A 17,993-nucleotide genomic window follows, 5' to 3' on the forward strand; every position below is an offset into this window, starting at 1 on the left:
AGGGAGTCTGTTTTGCCATCACAACTAACCCGGTCAATTACGTCAGGCAGGAATCGGTCATGAATGCGAGTGCAGCCGCCACACAAGATCAAGACAAGAAAGGCTTCGGTGACCTTCTCGCTCGCCTGCGTGCTAATCCACGCATACCTTTAATCGTCGCCGCCGCCGCTGCTATTGCAGTGGTGTTTGCATTGGTCCTCTGGGCCAAGACACCTAACTACAGCGTGCTGTTCAGCAATCTCTCAAACGAGGATGGCGGCGCCATTGTCACGCAGTTGACGCAGATGAATGTACCTTATCGTTTTGCCGATAACGGTGGCGCATTGATGGTCCCTGAAGACAAAGTGCATGAACTGCGTCTGCGTCTGGCTGAACAGGGCCTGCCTAAGGGTGGCAACGTCGGCTTTGAGCTGCTGGATAAAGAGAAGTTCGGTATCAGCCAGTTCAGTGAGCAGGTTAACTACCAGCGCGCACTCGAAGGCGAGCTGGCACGTACCATCGAATCACTGGGGCCGGTTAAAACCGCGCGCGTGCATCTGGCCATGCCTAAACCGACCCTGTTTGTGCGTGAGCAAAAGGCCCCTTCTGCGTCCGTAACCTTAACGCTGCAACCGGGTCGCGCACTGGACGAAGGTCAGATTCAGGCGATTACCCACATGGTTTCCAGCAGCGTGGCGGGTTTACCTCCGGGCAACGTCACCGTCGTGGATCAGAGCGGTCATCTGTTAACGCGTTCTGATGCGGTGGGTCGTGACCTGAATGACGCACAACTTAAATATGCTGCCGAAGTGGAAGCCCGTTATCAGCAACGCATTGAAGCTATCCTGAATCCGATTCTGGGCCAGGGCAACGTGCATGCACAGGTTACCGCGCAGATTAACTTTGATACCAGCGAGCAGACAGACGAGAAGTATCAGCCAAATGGCGACCCCAAAAATGCGTCAATCCGCTCACAGCAGACAAGCACCAGCGAGCAGTCTGGCAGCCCTTATCCTGGCGGCGTGCCTGGCGCGCTGTCTAATCAGCCAGCGCCCGCGAATACTGCGCCGGTCAATGCGCCGAACACCAACGCGGCCAACGGGCAGAATGCGAATGGCCAGAATAATGCCGCGAATGGACAGCGTACCAGTACCGCCTCGGCCAGCAGCGTGCCAACCAACTCTCGCCGCGATGACACGGTGAACTATGAGCTGGATCGCACCATTCGCCATACCAAAATGAATGTGGGAGATGTGCAGCGTCTGTCCGTCGCCGTGGTGGTGAACTATCGCGAAGATGATAAAGGCAAAGCGCTTGCACTTAACGAGCAGCAGTTGAAGCAGATTGAAGACCTGACGCGTGAAGCCATGGGCTATTCACAACAACGTGGTGACAGCGTCAACGTGGTGAACTCGCAGTTCAATACCACCGAACCTACTGTCAGCGAACTGCCCTTCTGGCAACAGCAGTCCTTCTTTGACCAGCTGATAAGTGCAGGTAAGTGGCTGCTGGTGGCACTGGTTGCCTTCATCCTGTACCGCAAAACGGTTCGTCCACACGTACTGCGTAAGAAAGAAGCTGAGAAAGCGGCTGCAGAAGCGATGGCTGCCCGTGCTGCACAGCAAAACGATCAGGAAGCTTACAGCGTCCAGCTCAGCAAAGATGAGATGGAGCAGGAACGCAAAACTAATAACCGCATGAGCGCTGAAGTCATGAGCCAGCGTATCCGCGACATGTCTGAAAACGATCCGCGCGTCGTGGCGCTGGTTATTCGTGAATGGATGGGTAACGAACTATGAGTCTGACCGGTACTGAAAAAAGCGCCATTCTGATGATGACCATTGGCGAAGAACGCGCGGCGGAAGTGTTTAAGCATCTGAACCAACGCGAAGTGCAGCATCTGAGCTCGGCAATGGCCAGCATGCGTCAGGTATCCCATAAGCAGCTGACTGAAGTGCTGCGAGAGTTCGAAGCCGATGCCGAGCAGTTCGCGGCGCTGAGCCTGAACTCCAACGACTACCTGCGCTCCGTGTTGACCCGTGCGCTGGGTGAAGAACGTGCTTCAAGCCTGCTGGAAGATATCCTTGAAACCCGTGATACCACCAGCGGGATGGAAACGCTCAACTTCATGGAGCCGCAGGCGGCTGCCGACCTTATTCGCGACGAGCATCCCCAGATTATCGCGACCATTCTGGTACACCTCAAACGCGGTCAGGCTGCAGATATCCTGGCGCTGTTTGATGAACGCCTGCGTCATGACGTCATGCTGCGTATTGCGACCTTTGGTGGCGTACAGCCTGCCGCACTGGCAGAGCTGACCGAAGTGCTGAACAGCCTGCTCGACGGCACCAACCTCAAGCGCGCGAAGATGGGCGGCGTAAGAACGGCGGCAGAAATCATCAACCTGATGAAAACGCAGCAGGAAGAAGCGGTCATCGAAGCGGTTCGCGACTTCGACGGCGAGCTGGCACAGAAAATCATCGACGAGATGTTCCTGTTCGAAAATCTGGTGGAAGTGGACGATCGCAGTATCCAGCGTCTGTTGCAGGAAGTGGAGTCCGAGCAGTTGCTGATCGCCCTGAAAGGTGCAGAGCAGCCTCTGCGCGAGAAGTTCCTCAAAAACATGTCGGCACGTGCAGCAGATATTCTGCGCGACGATCTTGCCAACCGTGGCCCGGTGCGTATGTCTGCGGTCGAGAACGAACAGAAAGCGATCCTGCTGGTGGTTCGTCGCCTGGCAGAGTCCGGCGAGATGGTAATCGGTGGTGGCGAGGAAACCTATGTCTGATGCATTTTCTGCCCGTCCATGGCAGCTGTGGCAGCCGGTTGAGCTGGGGCGTCCAGAAGAGCCCGTTGCCATGTCAGCAGAGCCAGCTGAGGTTACCATCTTTGAATCTGAAGAAGATGAGCAACAGCAGCAGTTTGAACATATGCAGCAGCAGTTGCGTAAAGAGGCGCACGGGCAAGGCTATAGCGAAGGTCATCTGCAGGGGTTTGCTGAAGGCCAGAAGGCCGGTTACGACGCGGGCTTTCAGCAAGGTCTGGCCGATGCACAGCAGCAGCAGGCGCCTTTACAGGCACGCATGCAGCAGTTGGTCACCGAATTCCAGAACACGCTGGAATCTTTGGACAGCGTGATCGCCGCCCGTCTGATGCAGCTGGCGCTGGAAGCCGCACGCTCAGTCATTGGGCAGGCAACAACGGTGGATGGCAGCGCCCTGCTTCGGCAGATCCAGGGCCTGCTTCAGCAGGAGCCGATGTTTAGCGGTAAACCTCAACTGCGCGTTCATCCGGACGATCTGCTGAGAATCGAACAAACCTTAGGTCCGACGCTCGATCTTCACGGCTGGCGTTTACTGGCAGATAACACGTTGCACCCTGGCGGCTGCAAGCTCAGCGCCGAAGATGGCGATCTCGACGCCAGCGTCGCCACTCGCTGGCAGGAACTGTGTCGCCTGGCGGCGCCGGGAGAATTTTAATGACCACACGTCTGAACCGCTGGCTTGGCTCGCTTGATGCCTTTGAGAGTCGTATTTCTCAGGTACAACCGATTCGTCGTTATGGGCGTTTGACCCGTGCCACCGGCCTGGTACTGGAGGCGACCGGCCTGCAGCTGCCCCTGGGTTCAACCTGTGTGATTGAGCGCAACGACGGTAAGAGCATCAGCGAAATCGAAAGTGAAGTCGTCGGTTTCAACGGTCAGAAACTGCTGATGATGCCGCTGGAAGAAGTGGACGGCATTCTGCCGGGGGCGCGCGTTTATGCCCGGGCTACCGGTGAAAACCCGCAGGCCGGAAAGCAGCTTTTACTCGGTCCGCAGCTGCTGGGCCGTGTCCTTGACGGCAGCGGACGGCCGCTCGATGGCTTACCGTCACCGGAAACTGGCTACCGTGCGGCGCTAAATACTCCGCCGTTTAACCCCTTACAGCGCACGCCCATCACTGATGTCCTGGATACGGGCGTTCGGGCTATCAACGCCCTGCTCACCGTTGGCCGTGGTCAACGTATGGGCCTGTTTGCTGGTTCAGGCGTGGGTAAAAGCGTGCTGCTCGGCATGATGGCGCGTTACACCCAGGCCGATGTGATCGTTGTCGGGTTAATCGGTGAGCGTGGTCGTGAAGTTAAAGACTTTATTGAAAACATTTTAGGCGCGGAAGGCCGTGCCCGTTCCGTGGTGATTGCGGCGCCGGCCGATGTCTCCCCGCTGTTGCGTCTTCAGGGCGCAGCCTATGCCACACGTATTGCAGAAGACTTCCGCGATCGCGGTAAGCACGTCCTGTTAATCATGGACTCCCTGACGCGTTACGCCATGGCCCAGCGTGAGATTGCCCTGGCAATCGGTGAGCCACCGGCCACTAAAGGTTATCCACCGTCTGTTTTCGCTAAGCTCCCGGCCCTGGTTGAGCGCGCCGGTAACGGTATCGATGGCGGCGGCTCCATTACGGCTTTTTATACCGTTCTGACCGAAGGCGACGACCAGCAGGATCCGATTGCAGACTCTGCCCGCGCAATCCTCGACGGACACATCGTGTTGTCACGTCGCCTCGCGGAGGCCGGACACTATCCGGCTATTGATATTGAAGCGTCAATCAGTCGTGCCATGACATCACTGATTGATGAAAATCACTATGCACGCGTACGCCAGTTCAAGCAGTTGCTTTCAAGTTTTCAGCGCAACCGTGACCTGGTCAGCGTCGGCGCCTATGCCGCAGGCAGCGATCCCATGCTGGACAAAGCTATTCAGCTTTACCCGCAGATGGAAGCCTTCCTGCAACAAGGCATTTTTGAACGCAGTGAGTACGACGACGCCTGCCTGCATTTGCACGCCTTGTTTGGCTAGTCAGCGCGTTTGATACGAGGACATCGTAATGAAAACAGCCAATGCTATTGACACGCTTCGCGATTTAGCGGAGCAGGACCTGGAGCGCGCCGCCGTGTTGTTGGGCGATATGCGCCGGGGTCAGCAGGCGGCTAACGAGCAGCTCTCCATGTTGCTCGATTACCAGGACGAGTACCGCAATAAGCTGAACAGTGACATGTCCAGCGGAATTGCCAGCAATCGCTGGACCAACTATCACCAGTTTATCCAGACGCTGGAGAAGGCGATTGAGCAACACCGCAGTCAGCTACAGCAATGGAACCAACGGCTGGAACAGGCGCTGGTCAACTGGCGTGAGAAACAGCAGCGCCTGAACGCCTATCAAACTCTGATCACCCGGGCAGAGGAAAATGCATTACGACAAGAAAACCGTCTCGACCAGAAACGGATGGATGAATTTGCCCAACGGGCCGCACTGAGGAAAGGCGAATGATTACGCTGCCAAACACCGCGTTGACGACGAAAGCCATCGGCACTGCTGACACAGCAGGCACCACAGACCTGCCAGGCAGTGGTGAGACGCTGCCACAGGACTTTATCACCGCCCTGGGAAATCAGCTGCTTTCCCTGGCGAAGCTGCACGGTAAAAACCCTGCGGCTACAGATAAAAATGTCACGACAGAGACGGAGCATAAAACGGCCACCTCGTTGAATGCATTACTCTCTTCGCTGGAAACGCCGACTGCGCTTAGTGCGTTGTTTACACCGGAAAAGATTAAAGCCGGCACAAAATCAGCCGATGATAAAGATGAGCTGACAGCCACCGTCCTTAACAATAGCGACATGCAGAATATACAGGCGCTCTTTGCCATGCTACCCGCGACGGGACTGCAGCAGGCGGTGAAAGACAACGCAGCGAACCGTGGTGCGGATTTGCAAGGGGATGCGCCCCGTTCAGCACTGTCAGCGCTGACGCAGGCGGTCACTACGGCACTAACAGGTGATGGCAAAGAGAGCCAAAACACGAAGGTGCAGGACGGCAACCTGGCCAATAAAGCCAGTCTGGTTAGCCAGAGCGTGACCGGCCCAACCGCCGCGACAAGTCATAACACCGCGGTGACGCCTGCGGCTCTGACCACCGACGGCAGTTTTCAGCAGATACTGAGCAGCGTCAGTAAGCAGGACGATCGTCCGTTAGCGGCAGCCAGCGATAACCAGGCCATTCTCAGCGCGCCGGTGAGCAGTACCAGTAGCTTGCTGCAGTCATCTGGCGCCTCAGCGACGATGAACTCACCGTCAACGCCGACGCTGAATGCCCACCTGGGCAGCAACGAATGGCAGCAGGCACTGGGGCAGCAAATTGTAATGTTCAGCCGTAATGGCCAGCAGAATGCAGAACTGCGATTGCATCCTGAAGACCTGGGAGCGATTCAGATCAGCCTGAAACTGAATAACGATCAGGCACAGTTAAATATGGTTTCCAGCCATAGCCATGTCAGGGCCGCGCTGGAAGCTGCGCTTCCCCAGTTGCGTCATGCCCTGGCGGAAAGCGGGATTAACCTGGGTGAGAGTCAGGTAAGCAGTGAGAGTTTCTCGCAGGGACAGAGCTTCCAGCAGCAACAGGAGGCGCGTCGCGAAGGACAGCACGGCAGCTTCTCCCTCACCCAGGACAGTGATAGCGACATTACACCCATTGCCGTACCGCAGTCTCTTCAGGCCCGGTTAACCGGCAAAGGCGCAGTCGACACATTTGCCTGACAGCGACAAACGCTGAAGGTAAGCGTAAAACCCGTGTCTTTTCTTGCCATTGTTTGACTTAAGACACGCGATAATCTGTTCAGGCAAGCCGAGAGGCTTGCCCATAATTCACAGGAAGTTACTGCAAAAATGTCTGATAACGCGAAAGCCAAAGGCCGCAAACGAAAACTTTTAATACCAGTGTTACTGATTGTCGCGCTGGCCGCTTGCAGCGTGGCAGGCTATGCAGTCTGGCGAATGATGAATAAACATGAGGGTGATAAGCCGGAGGTCGCGAAAGTTGAACCGCCTCCCGCCCCGGTCTTTTTTGCACTTGATACATTTACGGTTAACCTGGTCAATCCCGACAACGACCCAGACCGCGTACTGTACGTAGGCTTTACGCTACGTCTGCCGGATGAAGAAACGCGTCGTCGGATGAGTGACTACCTGCCTGAGGTTCGCAGTCGTCTGTTACTGCTGCTGTCTCGTCAGAACGCAGCTGCACTGGCGACGGAGCAAGGAAAGCAAGCGCTTGTTGATCAAATCAAACAGGCGCTGGCACCACCACTGGTAAAAGGTCAACCTCCGCAGGTCGTAGACGACGTACTGTTTACTGCCTTCATTTTGAGGTGAATCAATGGGCGACAGCATTCTCTCCCAGGCTGAAATTGACGCGCTACTTAACGGCGACAGCGGCAGCGCGGAAGAAGAAAAGAAACAAAACGGACCTGAGGGCGATATTCGCCCTTATGATCCGAATACCCAGCGTCGCGTGGTGCGCGAGCGTCTGCAGGCGCTGGAAATTATTAACGAGCGTTTTGCCCGTAGTTTCCGTATGGCGCTGTTTAACCTGCTGCGTCGTAGCCCGGATATCAGCGTAGGCGCGATCAAGATTCAGCCTTACCATGAGTTTGCACGCAATCTGCCGGTGCCAACCAACCTGAACCTGATCCACCTGAAGCCCCTGCGCGGTACGGCATTAGTCGTGTTTTCGCCAAGCCTGGTGTTTATTGCGGTCGATAACCTTTTTGGCGGTGATGGCCGCTTTCCGACTAAAGTTGAAGGACGGGAGTTTACCCATACCGAGCAACGTGTCATTCGCCGCATGCTGAAGCTGGCGCTTGACGGATACAGCGATGCGTGGAAAGCCATTTATCCGTTGGATGTGGAGTATGTGCGTTCGGAAATGCAGGTGAAATTCACCAACATCACCACATCACCTAACGATATTGTTGTGAATACGCCTTTCCAGGTTGAAATCGGTAACCTTGTGGGTGAGTTCAACATCTGTATTCCGTTTTCGATGATTGAACCGCTGCGTGAAATGCTGGTGAATCCACCGCTGGAAAACTCGCGGTCAGAAGATACACACTGGCGCGACAATCTGGTGAAGCAGGTTCAGCACTCTGAGCTGGAACTGATTGCCCATTTCGCCGAAACGTCGCTGCGCCTGTCGCGCGTTTTACAGCTGAAACCCGGTGATGTCCTGCCGATTGAAAAGCCAGAGCGCATTATTGCCCATGTGGACGGTGTGCCCGTTTTAACCAGTCAGTATGGCACGCTTAACGGCCAGTATGCCCTGCGTGTTGAACATTTGATTAACCCGATTTTGAATTCGCTTAACGAGGAACAGCCCCATGACTGACAGCAAGAAACCGTCCGATGATACTATCTCTGCGGACGATCTGTGGGCTGAAGCAATGAATGAGCAGGTTGGCTCCGCTACGACTGCCTCACAGAGTGATGACGTTTTTAAAAGCTTTGAAACGAGTAATGCGTCAGGTTCGTTGCAGGATATCGACCTGATTATGGATATCCCGGTGAAGCTCACCGTCGAGCTTGGCCGCACCAAAATGACCATTAAAGAACTGCTGCGTCTGACGCAGGGCTCCGTGGTTTCCCTGGATGGGCTGGCGGGTGAACCGCTGGACATCCTGATCAACGGTTATTTGATCGCACAGGGTGAAGTCGTCGTGGTCAACGATAAATATGGCGTTCGCATCACCGATATCATTACGCCGTCAGAGCGTATGCGTCGTCTGAGCCGTTAAGATGAATAACCAGAATCATACGCTGCAACCTGCCACACCTCAGGCACCGCCCATTTCGGCAGGTTCAGTATTGACCCAGGTCAGTGGCGTATTGGTCGTCATTATTCTGTTGATTCTGGCATGTGCCTGGCTGGCACGCCGCATGGGTTTTGCCCCTAAGAAAGTGGGCAGCCGTGAGCTGACACTCACGGCCAGTGTGCAGGTCGGCCAGCGCGAACGCGTTGTGATTGTTGATACGCCGGATGCGCGTTTGGTGCTGGGCGTGACAGCTCAACAAATTACTCACCTGCATACGTTGCCGCCAGGTGCACCTGATGAAACCGCACCGGTAAAAGCTGCGCCGCAGGATTTTCGTCAGCTATTACAAAATCTGGTTAAACGTCCCGGAAAAAATCCATGATGCGTCGACTGCTCCCTCTTCTGCCGCTGCTGTTGCTGGCACCGGTTGCCCATGCCCAGTTGCCGGGCCTGGTTAGTCAGCCATTAGCTAACGGTGGCCAAAGCTGGTCACTGCCGGTACAAACGCTGGTCTTTATTACTTCGTTAACATTCCTGCCAGCCATTCTGTTAATGATGACCAGCTTTACCCGCATCATTATTGTTTTCGGCCTGCTACGTAATGCGCTGGGCACGCCTTCCGCGCCGCCTAACCAGGTATTACTTGGCCTGACCTTATTTTTAACGTTTTTTATTATGGCACCGACCTTCGATAAAATTTATCAGGATGCCTACCTGCCATTTAGCCAGGATAAAATCAGCATGGATGTGGCGATCGATAAAGGCGCACAGCCGCTGCGGGAGTTTATGCTGCGGCAAACCCGTGAGGCTGACTTAGCGTTATTTGCCCGCCTGGCAAATACAGCGCCGATTGCGGGTCCGGAAGCCGTACCTATGCGTATTCTGTTGCCGGCTTACGTGACCAGTGAATTAAAAACCGCATTCCAGATTGGCTTTACCGTATTTATTCCTTTTTTAATTATCGACCTGGTGGTTGCCAGCGTGTTAATGGCACTCGGGATGATGATGGTTCCCCCGGCAACAATTGCGCTGCCGTTCAAATTAATGTTGTTTGTTCTGGTGGACGGCTGGCAATTGCTGGTTGGCTCGCTGGCGCAAAGTTTCTATTCCTGACCTCTCTATTGCACAGGAGAAATTCATGACACCTGAATCGGTAATGGTAATGGGACAGGAAGCCATGCGCGTTGCCCTGCTGCTGGCTGCCCCTATGCTTCTGGCCGCGCTGGTCAGCGGTTTACTGGTGAGTTTGCTGCAAGCAGCGACCCAGATTAACGAACAAACGCTGTCTTTCATTCCAAAAATTATTGCAGTGGCCACCACGGGTATCATTGCCGGCCCCTGGATGCTGAACGTGCTGTTGGATTACATCCGCACCGTCTTTTCTAATCTGCCTTATATCATCGGCTGATGATCACTCTCGACAGTAGCCAACTCGTACACTGGGTCAGTCAGTTTTTCTGGCCACTGGTGCGTATTCTGGCACTGCTTGCTACCGCGCCGGTACTGAGTGAAAAAGCGGTGAGTAAACGCGTGAAGATTGGTCTTGCCGCCATGATCACCTGGATACTGATCCCAAATTTACCCCCGGTGAACGTGACGCTGTTTTCACCTGCCGGCTTTATGCTGCTGATTCAGCAGATGCTGATTGGGATTGCCATTGGTTTTACCATGCAGTTCGCCTTTGCCGCGGTTCGTACCGCCGGTGAACTGATTGGATTGCAGATGGGTCTGTCTTTCGCCACCTTTTTCGATCCCGCCAGTCGACTGAATATGCCCGTTCTTGCGCGCTTTCTCGACATGCTGGCGATGCTTTTATTTTTGACTTTCAACGGTCACCTGTGGCTTATTTCCCTGCTGTCGGACAGTTTTCATACGTTGCCTATCGGCGGCGAGCCTCTTCAGGCAAATGCCTTTATGGCTTTGGTGAAATCCGGCAGCATGATTTTCCTTAATGGCATGATGTTAGCGCTGCCGTTGATCGTTTTGCTACTCACGATAAATATGGTCCTGGGTTTGTTAAACCGTCTTTCACCACAGTTATCAATCTTCGCGATCGGCTTCCCGATTACCTTATCAGTAGGCATTCTGACCATCAGCCTGCTGATGCCTCTCCTTGCCCCCTTCTGCGAGCACCTGTTCGGCGAAATATTCGATCTTCTGGCCCAGTTCCTGACAGAACTGTCCCCTGTCTGAACATTAAGTATCTAACTATTATCCTGATTTGATACTTAAGAAACGCATAACTATCCGCACATTTTTCAAACCACATTTCCCAGAAATCAACTAAGGATATTCTGATAAACGTGCGGAAAGTCTTAAAATTATTCTTATTAAACCGCGCTTCGCGTATTTTAGTCAGGCGGTTAACCGAGTCATCAACAAGATTGTTTTGGTGACAAAATCGGCAATGCGTTGAAATTACTAAAGAAAAATTTTTATGTGATTTTTCTTGTCAGAAAATGTTTTTTCCGGCATTGTCAACTCGCTAACCGACTTCACACTTTCGTGAAATAAATGTTTTTAAGATTTGTCCTATCAGAAAACTCTGGGTTTTCAGCGATAGTGACAGCGCTCCCAAAAAACTGCATTTCGCTCAGTCCGACTTTGTATCGACTTATCATGTTGATATCAGGTCAGGTGTGAGGTCAGAGCAACACAAATTTTTTGCAGACCGGGTCAGGGAAGAGGACTTTTATGGGCTATTGCCCATTGCCACGCTGCATCAGCAGAATAAAAAAAAGCGCTTTGGAAATCTTCTCGTACCGCAACGCGTAATTCATCGTTGATTTAAACGGATAACAAATTGGTGAGGGTCGCTAACATGCCAACGATTATTATGGATTCCTGCAACTACACACGCCTGGGATTATCAGATTATATGTCTTCTAAGGGAGTTAAGAAGAAAAATATTACTTCTGTATCTGACATTGAGCAATTACAGCAAAGATGTGAGCAGTTAAAACCTGGCGTCGTCTTTATTAACGAAGACTGTTTCATTCATGAAACCGACTCCAGCGAGCGCATTCGCAGCGTTATTAACCAGCATCCCGAAACATTGTTTTTTATTTTTATGGCCATTAGTAATATTCATTTTGAAGAATATTTGTATGTTCGGAAAAATTTGATTATTACATCCAAAGCAATTAAGCCTTCGACGCTGGATTCATTGTTAAGTACTTATTTGCAGAAAAAACTCAATATGTCGCCGCGTATTTCTTCGGGTCTTGATGTCCACCCTCTTACGCTAAGCCAGACAGAGTCAAATATGCTGAAAATGTGGATGTCAGGCCATGATACCATCCAGATATCAGATAAAATGCAAATCAAAGCGAAAACCGTTTCTTCGCATAAAGGCAATATAAAGCGAAAAATTAAAACGCATAACAAGCAAGTGATCTATCATGTGGTGCGTTTAACCGATAACGTGACGTCCGGTATCTATGTCAACGTAAGGTAACCTCCTCCCCTCTAAGAACTGGCCCAAAAGGCCGGTTTTTTTATGGATTAGCGATCCAGATCTCACTTTCGGGTGTAAACCTTTCTCTTCTTTTGCCGATGTTTTGTTCAACAGAATAACCTCCTAAGAGAGCAAGGAAATGAACACAACGCTGGTTAATGAAGGGCATTCCAAACTTAGTCTTTGGCAAAACATCCGCCTCGTTCCTCTGTTTAGTTTAATATTCGGCGGGATATTGTTTCTGTTCGCACTCTGTATTGCTATCTCAAGCTACTTTCTTATTCTCAGTAATCAGTCTCTTAAAGATGCTACCGATGAGATCCAGGTTAGAAACGGGCTTATCGACAGCTCATCGCACATGCGCTCTGCCCGTTTGAATATCATTCAGGCAGGCGCCGCCGCGCGTATCGGTGAGATGGATGAATTCAACGCCAATCTTGCGGCTACGGCCGATCGTATCAAGCAGGCTGAAGCCGGCCTTAAAATCTATCTGAATCGTAAAAGCAAAACACCAGAAGGCATCAAGCTGGATGAGCAGTTACAGGCGCGTTTCAAAGAGTATGTGACGAAGGGTTTGATGCCGATGATCGAATCGGGTAAACAGGGCAGCTTCGAAAGCATTATTGCTCAGGAAACCGATACGACACGCAAACTGGACAACGCCTATAAAGCCGTTCTGATGGAGGCGATTAAGCTTCGTGATGTTCGCTCCGCTCAGATCAACGATCAGGCGGCAGAGCAGTCACGGATTGGATTTATCGCAATGGGCTCCGCGTTTGTTGCCGCTCTTGTGCTGGTGCTGCTCACCTTTGTGTTTTTACGTCGTGTCGTCATTAACCCACTGCGCAATTCAGTGGCGCACATAGAACGTATTGCTCAAGGGGATTTAACGGCACCCACTGTCCCGCACGGCCGTAACGAAATAGGTCTGTTGCTCGACAACCTGCAACGTATGCAGCAGTCGCTAATCAAAACGGTAGGTACCGTCCGCGAAGGGGCTATCGCCATTTACCAGGGATCAAGTGAGATTTCTGCGGGTAACACCGACCTGTCATCGCGTACCGAGCAACAGGCAGCCGCGCTTGAGCAGACGGCGGCCAGCATGGAACAGCTCACCGCGACGGTGAAACAGAACGCGGATAACGCCCATCACGCCAGCCAACTGGCAGCAGATGCGTCCGGCAAGGCGCGCAGCGGCGGCGATATGGTAAGCGGCGTGGTGAAAACCATGAACGATATTTCCGGTAGTTCGAAGAAAATTGCTGAGATCACTAACGTGATCAACAGTATTGCCTTCCAGACGAACATTCTGGCGCTGAATGCCGCCGTCGAGGCTGCCCGCGCGGGCGAACAGGGCCGCGGTTTTGCCGTGGTCGCCAGCGAAGTCCGTAACCTGGCTCAGCGCAGTGCGCAGGCGGCAAAAGAAATTGAATCGCTGATTGCTGAATCAGTGAAGTTAGTCAGCAGCGGTTCACATCAGGTAGGTGAAGCCGGGACGACCATGAGCGAAATTGTTGAGGCCGTGCGTCGCGTGACCGATATCATGTCGGAAATTGCCGCCGCGTCCGACGAACAAAGCCGCGGTATCCAGCAGGTCAGCCAGGCCGTTACAGAGATGGATAACGTGACGCAGCAAAACGCCTCACTGGTTGAGGAAGCCTCGGCTGCGGCTGCCTCTCTGGAAGATCAGGCTGGTAAGTTGACCAAGGCGGTTGCGGCTTTCCGTTTGCAGGATACGCCAGCAGCAAAACCTGTTCATCAGTCCGATAGCGCACCTAAGGCGCCTGCGCCTGTCTTGCGCCCCGCTGCCGCCACAAGCGGCAATGAGAACTGGGAAACGTTTTAGCCAAAGCAGACCGGTGAGCCAGCGACGTCGCTGAAGCGCATTGCCTGACGGCGCTGTCAATAACACTCGCCCTCTGAGCCAAACAGGCCAGAGGGCGATTTTGTGATGGTCTGGCAGTTAAATATGAAGGTCAGTCGGCAGGATAAGCCTCGACAAACACACCGTCCTGATGACCGCTCTCGTTAAAGAACCAGATGCCCTGCGGGTAATCTTCCAGGGCCACCAGAAACATGGTGCCTTCACTAAATGGCTCAACAGCCAGGATGGTGCCTGTACGACGGGGCCCACCATCCGTTTTCACACTGACGCGATCGTCTACCTTCATTTACCACTCTCCCGATACATTCCTGTTAACAGTTTAATCGAAGAGCCTGGGTAATGCAGGCGTTAGCGACGCGCGATGACCCACACGGCGTGAATGATGCCTGGAATGTATCCACACAGGGTCAGCAGGATGTTAAGCCAGAATGCTCCCCCAAAACCTACCTGCATAAAAACACCAAGCGGGGGGAGTAAGATTGCGATTAGAATTCGAAGTAAGTCCATAACCATTCCTTTAGGTATTGATAAAAAACCGTTTTGTTATCAAATATAGTCCCTTTTTAGCAGATTACTGAGAAAGTCAGGTAAATCTGAGTAATACGCATTTTCAGTTTCCTGACACTTCACTGCGAGACGTTTAACAGGAACAACAGGTAAACTTTTTTTCGTTGCTTTCCTCCCCAGGAAATACAACACACCCAAAGTAACAAGGATCATTTGCCCGCGCAGCGCGGGCTTTTTTTTTCTGTCCCGCCCTCTCATTTTCCGCTAAATTGTATATTTATTACCCAATCCAGCCGATGGAGGTTTGCGATGTCGCTTCCCCACCCAGCCGAAAAGCATGAGCGGGATAAAGAAATGGACGCCCTGCTGCAGGCTATTGAACCCGGTAGCACCGGTGAACTGCAGGACTACTTTTCCCCACACTCGCAGTCAGTGACGGGGGCGGATGCCTCTCGGCCAGGGCTGTGCCGTGAACCTGCGGAGCAGTGTGAAATGGATATTCATGATTGTCGTTATACAGAGATAAACCGATAGGCAGCGCAGCCGCACTGAATTCGGCGCAAAAAAATACCCGGCGCGAGCCAGGTAAGCAGTCAATTCGTTACACCAGGGAATTCATATTGCTCGTTCAGAGTACGCTTCCCGTTCGCCAAAACAAGCCTTTCCCGTGCGCGTTTCACTCATTTCGCCCTATCTCAAACTGGCCACTTTCACCCTGAGCCTTGTTATTTCAGCGATATTCGCTGCACGAAATGACGGCATCGCCGATTTTATCCTTCGGGTTTTAGGAATCCTCCTGGTTATAGGGGTTACGGTGCGCAATGCTAAGCCTGCTGTAGACTCAACTACACTAAAACTAATGTCGAACTGGAGTGAAGGAGATCAGGATGCCGAATCTGAATGAATCGCTAATGATAGTGACCGACCTCGATGGATCGCTGCTTGACCACCACGACTATAACTGGGATGCCGCAGCAGACTGGCTTGATACACTCAACGCGCACGCCGTTCCCTTAATTATTTGCTCCAGCAAAACAGCCGCTGAGATTCTGCCACTGCAGCGTAAGCTCGGTATTGCCGGCACCGCCTTTATTGCTGAAAACGGCGCCGTGCTGTACCTCAACGACAGTAAAAGCGTGCGCATTCCGGACGACAAGATGAACTATGCCGCAATCTGCCGGGTGCTGGCAGCGTTACAACAGCAGTTTCGCTTTACCGGCTTCCATGACTTCAGCGATGTCGATGTTTCCGCCATGACCGGCCTGAGTGAAGCGGATGCCGCCCTCGCCCGTCAGCGTGATGCCTCAGAGGTGATTGTCTGGCGGGATACCGATGAGGCCTTTGGCCGCTTTCGCACGGCGCTGGCCGACTATCATCTTTCCCTGACACAGGGCGGCCGCTTCTGGCATGTCATGCCTGCCAGAAGCGGCAAAGGAGAAGCCTTGCGCTGGCTACTGTCTCACACCGACCGGGAAGGCGTTACCACCCTTGGCCTGGGCGATGGCCCGAACGATGCCCCGATGCTGGATGCAGTTGACTATGCCGTGGTGATCAAAGGCTTCAGTAAAACACCGGTGACCTTACAGCGCGCGGAGGATGCCAACGTATTCCGCACGACACATCACGGCCCTGAAGGCTGGCGTGAAGGGCTGGACCATTTTTTGACTCAGCCATGAAAGGCTGTTGTTCCTCTCGCAAAACCATAAGGATGATGCAATGAGTGATTTCTTTCAGAATGGCGTAATTACCAACTTTCATAATCTTACGCACCGCAGCGTTGAGTCGCTGGAAAAAGAAATGGTGCGTTTTGCCCGTAAGCGCAAAATGGGATTGATCCTGCCTTCCCTCTTTTCCGAGCTGGAAGGTCCGGCGTTGACAAAAATTGTTGATGAACTGGCTAAGGTCCCCTATCTGGATGAAATCGTTATCGGGTTAGATCGGGCTGACCGTGACCAGTTTCTGCATGCCCGCGAGTTTTTTTCCCGACTGCCGCAACGGCACCGCATCCTGTGGAATGACGGCCCCAGACTCAAAGCCATTGACGCGGAACTGGATAAAGAGGGGTTGTCGCCCACCCATCCGGGCAAAGGACGCAACGTGTGGTTTTGTACCGGTTATACGCTGGCCTCGGATCGCACCAGCTGTGTTGCACTGCACGACTGCGATATTGTTACCTACGAACGCGGCATGCTGGCACGCTTGCTTTATCCGCTGGCTAACCCCGCTTTTCAGTATGAATTCTGCAAAGGGTTTTACGCACGCGTCGCTGACGGTAAACTCAATGGCCGCGTGGGCCGCCTGCTGGTAGGCCCGCTGCTGCGCTCGTTACAAAAAGTCTATGGCCACTCCGAATACCTCGATTACCTGTCCAGCTTCCGTTACCCGCTCTCGGGCGAGTTTGCGATGCGCACGCACGTGCTCAACGGCATTAAAATCCCCGGCGACTGGGGACTGGAAATTGGCGTGCTCTCTGAAATTTACCGTAACTACACCACGCGCCAGTCGTGTCAGGTGGAGATTGCAGATCACTATGATCACAAGCATCAGCCGCTGGCAGAAGATGATGGCACCGGTGGCCTTAAGCGCATGAGCAACGATATTGTCCAGTCGCTGCTGCGTAAGCTGGCAACCATGGGCGTGCCGCTGACCAGTGACTCATTCCGGGTATTGAAAGCGACCTATTACCGTAATGCGCTGGATATGATGGAAATCTATAACCATGAGGCGGCAATGAACGGCCTGAAATTCGACCAGCATGTTGAAGAAGCGGCCGTCGAAATGTTCACCCAGTCGATTCTGGATGCCGGTCAGTCCTTTATCGAGCGCCCGAACGACAAGCCGTTTATTCCCAGCTGGAGTCGGGTTCAGTCGGCTTTTCCGGATATCCTGCAGCGTATTTATAAAGCGGTAGAAGAGGACAACGACGGCAACGTCTAACGCTGCAGGCATCGCGCCAGTGAGGATGGAGAGTGTGATAAATCCAGTCAGGCCGCCGTCGTTAACGGCCTGACTGACAGAAATCAGGAAGTAAACTGGGGCTGCGATTCGCTGGAATGGCTGAGCTCATCGGTGCGAAAAGCCTCATTCCGGACCGCATAACCATCGTACCATCGACATTCAACCATGCCGCTGGCATGTCCGGTCACCACCATCGTTTGCCCGCCTTCCTTATGCTGTACTTCATCACTGATTGCAAAAACCATGTTGCGCCCTCTTTGAGAAATGACTGTCATTGAAACCATTTCTTTATAGCATGGTAAAAGAGTTGCTGCTGTTAAGACGCGCATAAAAATGGCGAATTCAGAATAACGTAGAGAGATATGTCGAAAACAAATCAGGCGGATAAGAATTATCCGCCTGGGGCGCTGAGTGGATTAGATTTTGCAGCCTTCACAATCGGCATCATCAATCAGGTCTTCTGGCACTTCGCCCGCCTTTTTTTCTGCCTTCGCTTCGGCCTGCTCTAACTGAGCATCAATATCAAATTCAAACATGTCATCGCTCATCGTTTTCTCCCCTGAACGCGTTAAAGAATGC

22 protein-coding genes are annotated in these 17,993 nt (G+C 52.9%); 18 read left to right on the forward strand and 4 right to left on the reverse strand.

Annotated features, from left to right (window positions below; translation table 11 throughout):
* Nucleotides 1–59: 59 nt before the first annotated feature.
* From fliF to ACPXSQ_RS08250, 15 genes are all read left to right on the forward strand, one after another.
* A complete protein-coding gene (fliF, locus tag ACPXSQ_RS08180; RefSeq protein ID WP_014593944.1) occupies nucleotides 60–1,778 on the forward strand; it encodes a flagellar basal-body MS-ring/collar protein FliF in 1,719 nt (572 codons plus the stop codon).
* A complete protein-coding gene (gene fliG / locus ACPXSQ_RS08185) occupies nucleotides 1,775–2,767 on the forward strand; it encodes a flagellar motor switch protein FliG (RefSeq protein WP_013026175.1) in 993 nt (330 codons plus the stop codon). Before fliF ends, fliG begins: the two co-directional genes overlap by 4 nt.
* Nucleotides 2,760–3,458 (forward strand): flagellar assembly protein FliH, encoded by a 699-nt coding sequence (gene fliH, locus ACPXSQ_RS08190; RefSeq protein WP_014593946.1) that lies wholly within the window; start codon nucleotides 2,760–2,762, stop codon nucleotides 3,456–3,458. Before fliG ends, fliH begins: the two co-directional genes overlap by 8 nt.
* On the forward strand, nucleotides 3,458–4,819 hold the full coding sequence (gene fliI / locus ACPXSQ_RS08195; RefSeq protein WP_014593947.1) for a flagellar protein export ATPase FliI: 1,362 nt from the start codon (nucleotides 3,458–3,460) through the stop codon (nucleotides 4,817–4,819). The genes fliH and fliI overlap by 1 nt, the downstream gene beginning before the upstream one ends.
* A 28-nt stretch (nucleotides 4,820–4,847) precedes the next feature.
* Nucleotides 4,848–5,291 carry a flagellar export protein FliJ gene (gene fliJ / locus ACPXSQ_RS08200; RefSeq protein ID WP_013026178.1) on the forward strand — a complete coding sequence of 148 codons (444 nt, stop codon included), beginning with the start codon at nucleotides 4,848–4,850 and terminating at the stop codon, nucleotides 5,289–5,291.
* Nucleotides 5,288–6,556, forward strand: a complete 1,269-nt coding sequence (locus ACPXSQ_RS08205) for a flagellar hook-length control protein FliK (RefSeq protein ID WP_426143372.1) — start codon at nucleotides 5,288–5,290, stop codon at nucleotides 6,554–6,556. Before fliJ ends, ACPXSQ_RS08205 begins: the two co-directional genes overlap by 4 nt.
* Nucleotides 6,557–6,685: 129 nt before the next feature.
* The gene (gene fliL, locus ACPXSQ_RS08210; protein ID WP_013026180.1) at nucleotides 6,686–7,171 is read left to right on the forward strand and encodes a flagellar basal body-associated protein FliL; all 486 of its coding nucleotides are present in this window, start codon (nucleotides 6,686–6,688) and stop codon (nucleotides 7,169–7,171) included.
* A 4-nt stretch (nucleotides 7,172–7,175) separates the two neighbouring features.
* Complete coding sequence (gene fliM / locus ACPXSQ_RS08215; protein WP_013026181.1) at nucleotides 7,176–8,183, forward strand: flagellar motor switch protein FliM; 1,008 nt, start codon at nucleotides 7,176–7,178, stop codon at nucleotides 8,181–8,183.
* Nucleotides 8,176–8,589: a flagellar motor switch protein FliN gene (gene fliN, locus ACPXSQ_RS08220; protein WP_013026182.1), complete on the forward strand. Its 414-nt coding sequence runs from the start codon at nucleotides 8,176–8,178 to the stop codon at nucleotides 8,587–8,589. Before fliM ends, fliN begins: the two co-directional genes overlap by 8 nt.
* Before the next feature lies 1 nt (nucleotide 8,590).
* The gene (fliO, locus tag ACPXSQ_RS08225; RefSeq protein WP_014593949.1) at nucleotides 8,591–8,989 is read left to right on the forward strand and encodes a flagellar biosynthetic protein FliO; all 399 of its coding nucleotides are present in this window, start codon (nucleotides 8,591–8,593) and stop codon (nucleotides 8,987–8,989) included.
* Nucleotides 8,989–9,720, forward strand: coding sequence for a flagellar type III secretion system pore protein FliP (fliP, locus tag ACPXSQ_RS08230; RefSeq protein WP_033765984.1), 732 nt, complete (start codon nucleotides 8,989–8,991; stop codon nucleotides 9,718–9,720). Before fliO ends, fliP begins: the two co-directional genes overlap by 1 nt.
* Before the next feature lie 25 nt (nucleotides 9,721–9,745).
* Nucleotides 9,746–10,015 (forward strand): flagellar biosynthesis protein FliQ, encoded by a 270-nt coding sequence (gene fliQ, locus ACPXSQ_RS08235; RefSeq protein WP_014605563.1) that lies wholly within the window; start codon nucleotides 9,746–9,748, stop codon nucleotides 10,013–10,015.
* On the forward strand, nucleotides 10,015–10,800 hold the full coding sequence (fliR, locus tag ACPXSQ_RS08240) for a flagellar biosynthetic protein FliR (protein ID WP_014593951.1): 786 nt from the start codon (nucleotides 10,015–10,017) through the stop codon (nucleotides 10,798–10,800). Before fliQ ends, fliR begins: the two co-directional genes overlap by 1 nt.
* A 628-nt stretch (nucleotides 10,801–11,428) precedes the next feature.
* Nucleotides 11,429–12,064, forward strand: coding sequence for a transcriptional regulator RcsA (rcsA, locus tag ACPXSQ_RS08245; protein ID WP_014593952.1), 636 nt, complete (start codon nucleotides 11,429–11,431; stop codon nucleotides 12,062–12,064).
* Nucleotides 12,065–12,203: 139 nt separating this feature from the next.
* Complete coding sequence (locus ACPXSQ_RS08250) at nucleotides 12,204–13,910, forward strand: methyl-accepting chemotaxis protein (RefSeq protein ID WP_013026188.1); 1,707 nt, start codon at nucleotides 12,204–12,206, stop codon at nucleotides 13,908–13,910.
* A 130-nt stretch (nucleotides 13,911–14,040) separates the two neighbouring features.
* Here the strand turns inward: ACPXSQ_RS08250 and dsrB are convergent, their stop codons facing one another.
* Together dsrB and ACPXSQ_RS08260 are read right to left on the reverse strand one after the other, a co-directional pair.
* Nucleotides 14,041–14,235, reverse strand: coding sequence for a protein DsrB (dsrB, locus tag ACPXSQ_RS08255; RefSeq protein ID WP_064352464.1), 195 nt, complete (start codon nucleotides 14,233–14,235; stop codon nucleotides 14,041–14,043).
* Between the two features lie 62 nt (nucleotides 14,236–14,297).
* Nucleotides 14,298–14,456, reverse strand: a complete 159-nt coding sequence (locus tag ACPXSQ_RS08260; RefSeq protein WP_014605562.1) for a YqaE/Pmp3 family membrane protein — start codon at nucleotides 14,454–14,456, stop codon at nucleotides 14,298–14,300.
* A 309-nt stretch (nucleotides 14,457–14,765) separates the two neighbouring features.
* Here ACPXSQ_RS08260 and ACPXSQ_RS08265 point away from each other — a divergent pair, with 309 nt between their 5' ends.
* From ACPXSQ_RS08265 to ACPXSQ_RS08275, 3 genes are all read left to right on the forward strand, one after another.
* Entirely contained in the window at nucleotides 14,766–14,990 is a 225-nt protein-coding gene (locus ACPXSQ_RS08265) for a DUF2525 domain-containing protein (RefSeq protein WP_064352463.1), read from the forward strand.
* A 353-nt stretch (nucleotides 14,991–15,343) separates the two neighbouring features.
* Nucleotides 15,344–16,132 carry a mannosyl-3-phosphoglycerate phosphatase-related protein gene (locus tag ACPXSQ_RS08270; protein ID WP_064352462.1) on the forward strand — a complete coding sequence of 263 codons (789 nt, stop codon included), beginning with the start codon at nucleotides 15,344–15,346 and terminating at the stop codon, nucleotides 16,130–16,132.
* A gap of 40 nt (nucleotides 16,133–16,172) precedes the next feature.
* Nucleotides 16,173–17,393 carry a glycosyl transferase gene (locus ACPXSQ_RS08275; protein ID WP_014593955.1) on the forward strand — a complete coding sequence of 407 codons (1,221 nt, stop codon included), beginning with the start codon at nucleotides 16,173–16,175 and terminating at the stop codon, nucleotides 17,391–17,393.
* Between the two features lie 83 nt (nucleotides 17,394–17,476).
* Here ACPXSQ_RS08275 and ACPXSQ_RS08280 read toward each other — a convergent pair whose 3' ends face one another.
* Together ACPXSQ_RS08280 and ACPXSQ_RS08285 are read right to left on the reverse strand one after the other, a co-directional pair.
* Nucleotides 17,477–17,659: a YodC family protein gene (locus ACPXSQ_RS08280; RefSeq protein WP_019106597.1), complete on the reverse strand. Its 183-nt coding sequence runs from the start codon at nucleotides 17,657–17,659 to the stop codon at nucleotides 17,477–17,479.
* Nucleotides 17,660–17,830: 171 nt separating this feature from the next.
* Nucleotides 17,831–17,962 carry a hypothetical protein gene (locus tag ACPXSQ_RS08285; protein ID WP_014605559.1) on the reverse strand — a complete coding sequence of 44 codons (132 nt, stop codon included), beginning with the start codon at nucleotides 17,960–17,962 and terminating at the stop codon, nucleotides 17,831–17,833.
* Nucleotides 17,963–17,993 lie beyond the last annotated feature (31 nt).

Source organism: Pantoea sp. EEL5, assembly GCF_049892805.1.
In the GTDB taxonomy this organism is placed as follows: Bacteria; Pseudomonadota; Gammaproteobacteria; order Enterobacterales; family Enterobacteriaceae; genus Pantoea; species Pantoea ananatis.

Coding starts and splice junctions, on each gene's coding strand:
- fliF (WP_014593944.1), top strand. CDS start 60: ATGAATGCGAGTGCAGCCGCCACACAAGATCAAGACAAGAAAGGCTTC.
- fliG (WP_013026175.1), top strand. CDS start 1,775: ATGAGTCTGACCGGTACTGAAAAAAGCGCCATTCTGATGATGACCATT.
- fliH (WP_014593946.1), top strand. CDS start 2,760: ATGTCTGATGCATTTTCTGCCCGTCCATGGCAGCTGTGGCAGCCGGTT.
- fliI (WP_014593947.1), top strand. CDS start 3,458: ATGACCACACGTCTGAACCGCTGGCTTGGCTCGCTTGATGCCTTTGAG.
- fliJ (WP_013026178.1), top strand. CDS start 4,848: ATGAAAACAGCCAATGCTATTGACACGCTTCGCGATTTAGCGGAGCAG.
- ACPXSQ_RS08205 (WP_426143372.1), top strand. CDS start 5,288: ATGATTACGCTGCCAAACACCGCGTTGACGACGAAAGCCATCGGCACT.
- fliL (WP_013026180.1), top strand. CDS start 6,686: ATGTCTGATAACGCGAAAGCCAAAGGCCGCAAACGAAAACTTTTAATA.
- fliM (WP_013026181.1), top strand. CDS start 7,176: ATGGGCGACAGCATTCTCTCCCAGGCTGAAATTGACGCGCTACTTAAC.
- fliN (WP_013026182.1), top strand. CDS start 8,176: ATGACTGACAGCAAGAAACCGTCCGATGATACTATCTCTGCGGACGAT.
- fliO (WP_014593949.1), top strand. CDS start 8,591: ATGAATAACCAGAATCATACGCTGCAACCTGCCACACCTCAGGCACCG.
- fliP (WP_033765984.1), top strand. CDS start 8,989: ATGCGTCGACTGCTCCCTCTTCTGCCGCTGCTGTTGCTGGCACCGGTT.
- fliQ (WP_014605563.1), top strand. CDS start 9,746: ATGACACCTGAATCGGTAATGGTAATGGGACAGGAAGCCATGCGCGTT.
- fliR (WP_014593951.1), top strand. CDS start 10,015: ATGATCACTCTCGACAGTAGCCAACTCGTACACTGGGTCAGTCAGTTT.
- rcsA (WP_014593952.1), top strand. CDS start 11,429: ATGCCAACGATTATTATGGATTCCTGCAACTACACACGCCTGGGATTA.
- ACPXSQ_RS08250 (WP_013026188.1), top strand. CDS start 12,204: ATGAACACAACGCTGGTTAATGAAGGGCATTCCAAACTTAGTCTTTGG.
- dsrB (WP_064352464.1), bottom strand. CDS start 14,235: ATGAAGGTAGACGATCGCGTCAGTGTGAAAACGGATGGTGGGCCCCGT.
- ACPXSQ_RS08260 (WP_014605562.1), bottom strand. CDS start 14,456: ATGGACTTACTTCGAATTCTAATCGCAATCTTACTCCCCCCGCTTGGT.
- ACPXSQ_RS08265 (WP_064352463.1), top strand. CDS start 14,766: ATGTCGCTTCCCCACCCAGCCGAAAAGCATGAGCGGGATAAAGAAATG.
- ACPXSQ_RS08270 (WP_064352462.1), top strand. CDS start 15,344: ATGCCGAATCTGAATGAATCGCTAATGATAGTGACCGACCTCGATGGA.
- ACPXSQ_RS08275 (WP_014593955.1), top strand. CDS start 16,173: ATGAGTGATTTCTTTCAGAATGGCGTAATTACCAACTTTCATAATCTT.
- ACPXSQ_RS08280 (WP_019106597.1), bottom strand. CDS start 17,659: ATGGTTTTTGCAATCAGTGATGAAGTACAGCATAAGGAAGGCGGGCAA.
- ACPXSQ_RS08285 (WP_014605559.1), bottom strand. CDS start 17,962: ATGAGCGATGACATGTTTGAATTTGATATTGATGCTCAGTTAGAGCAG.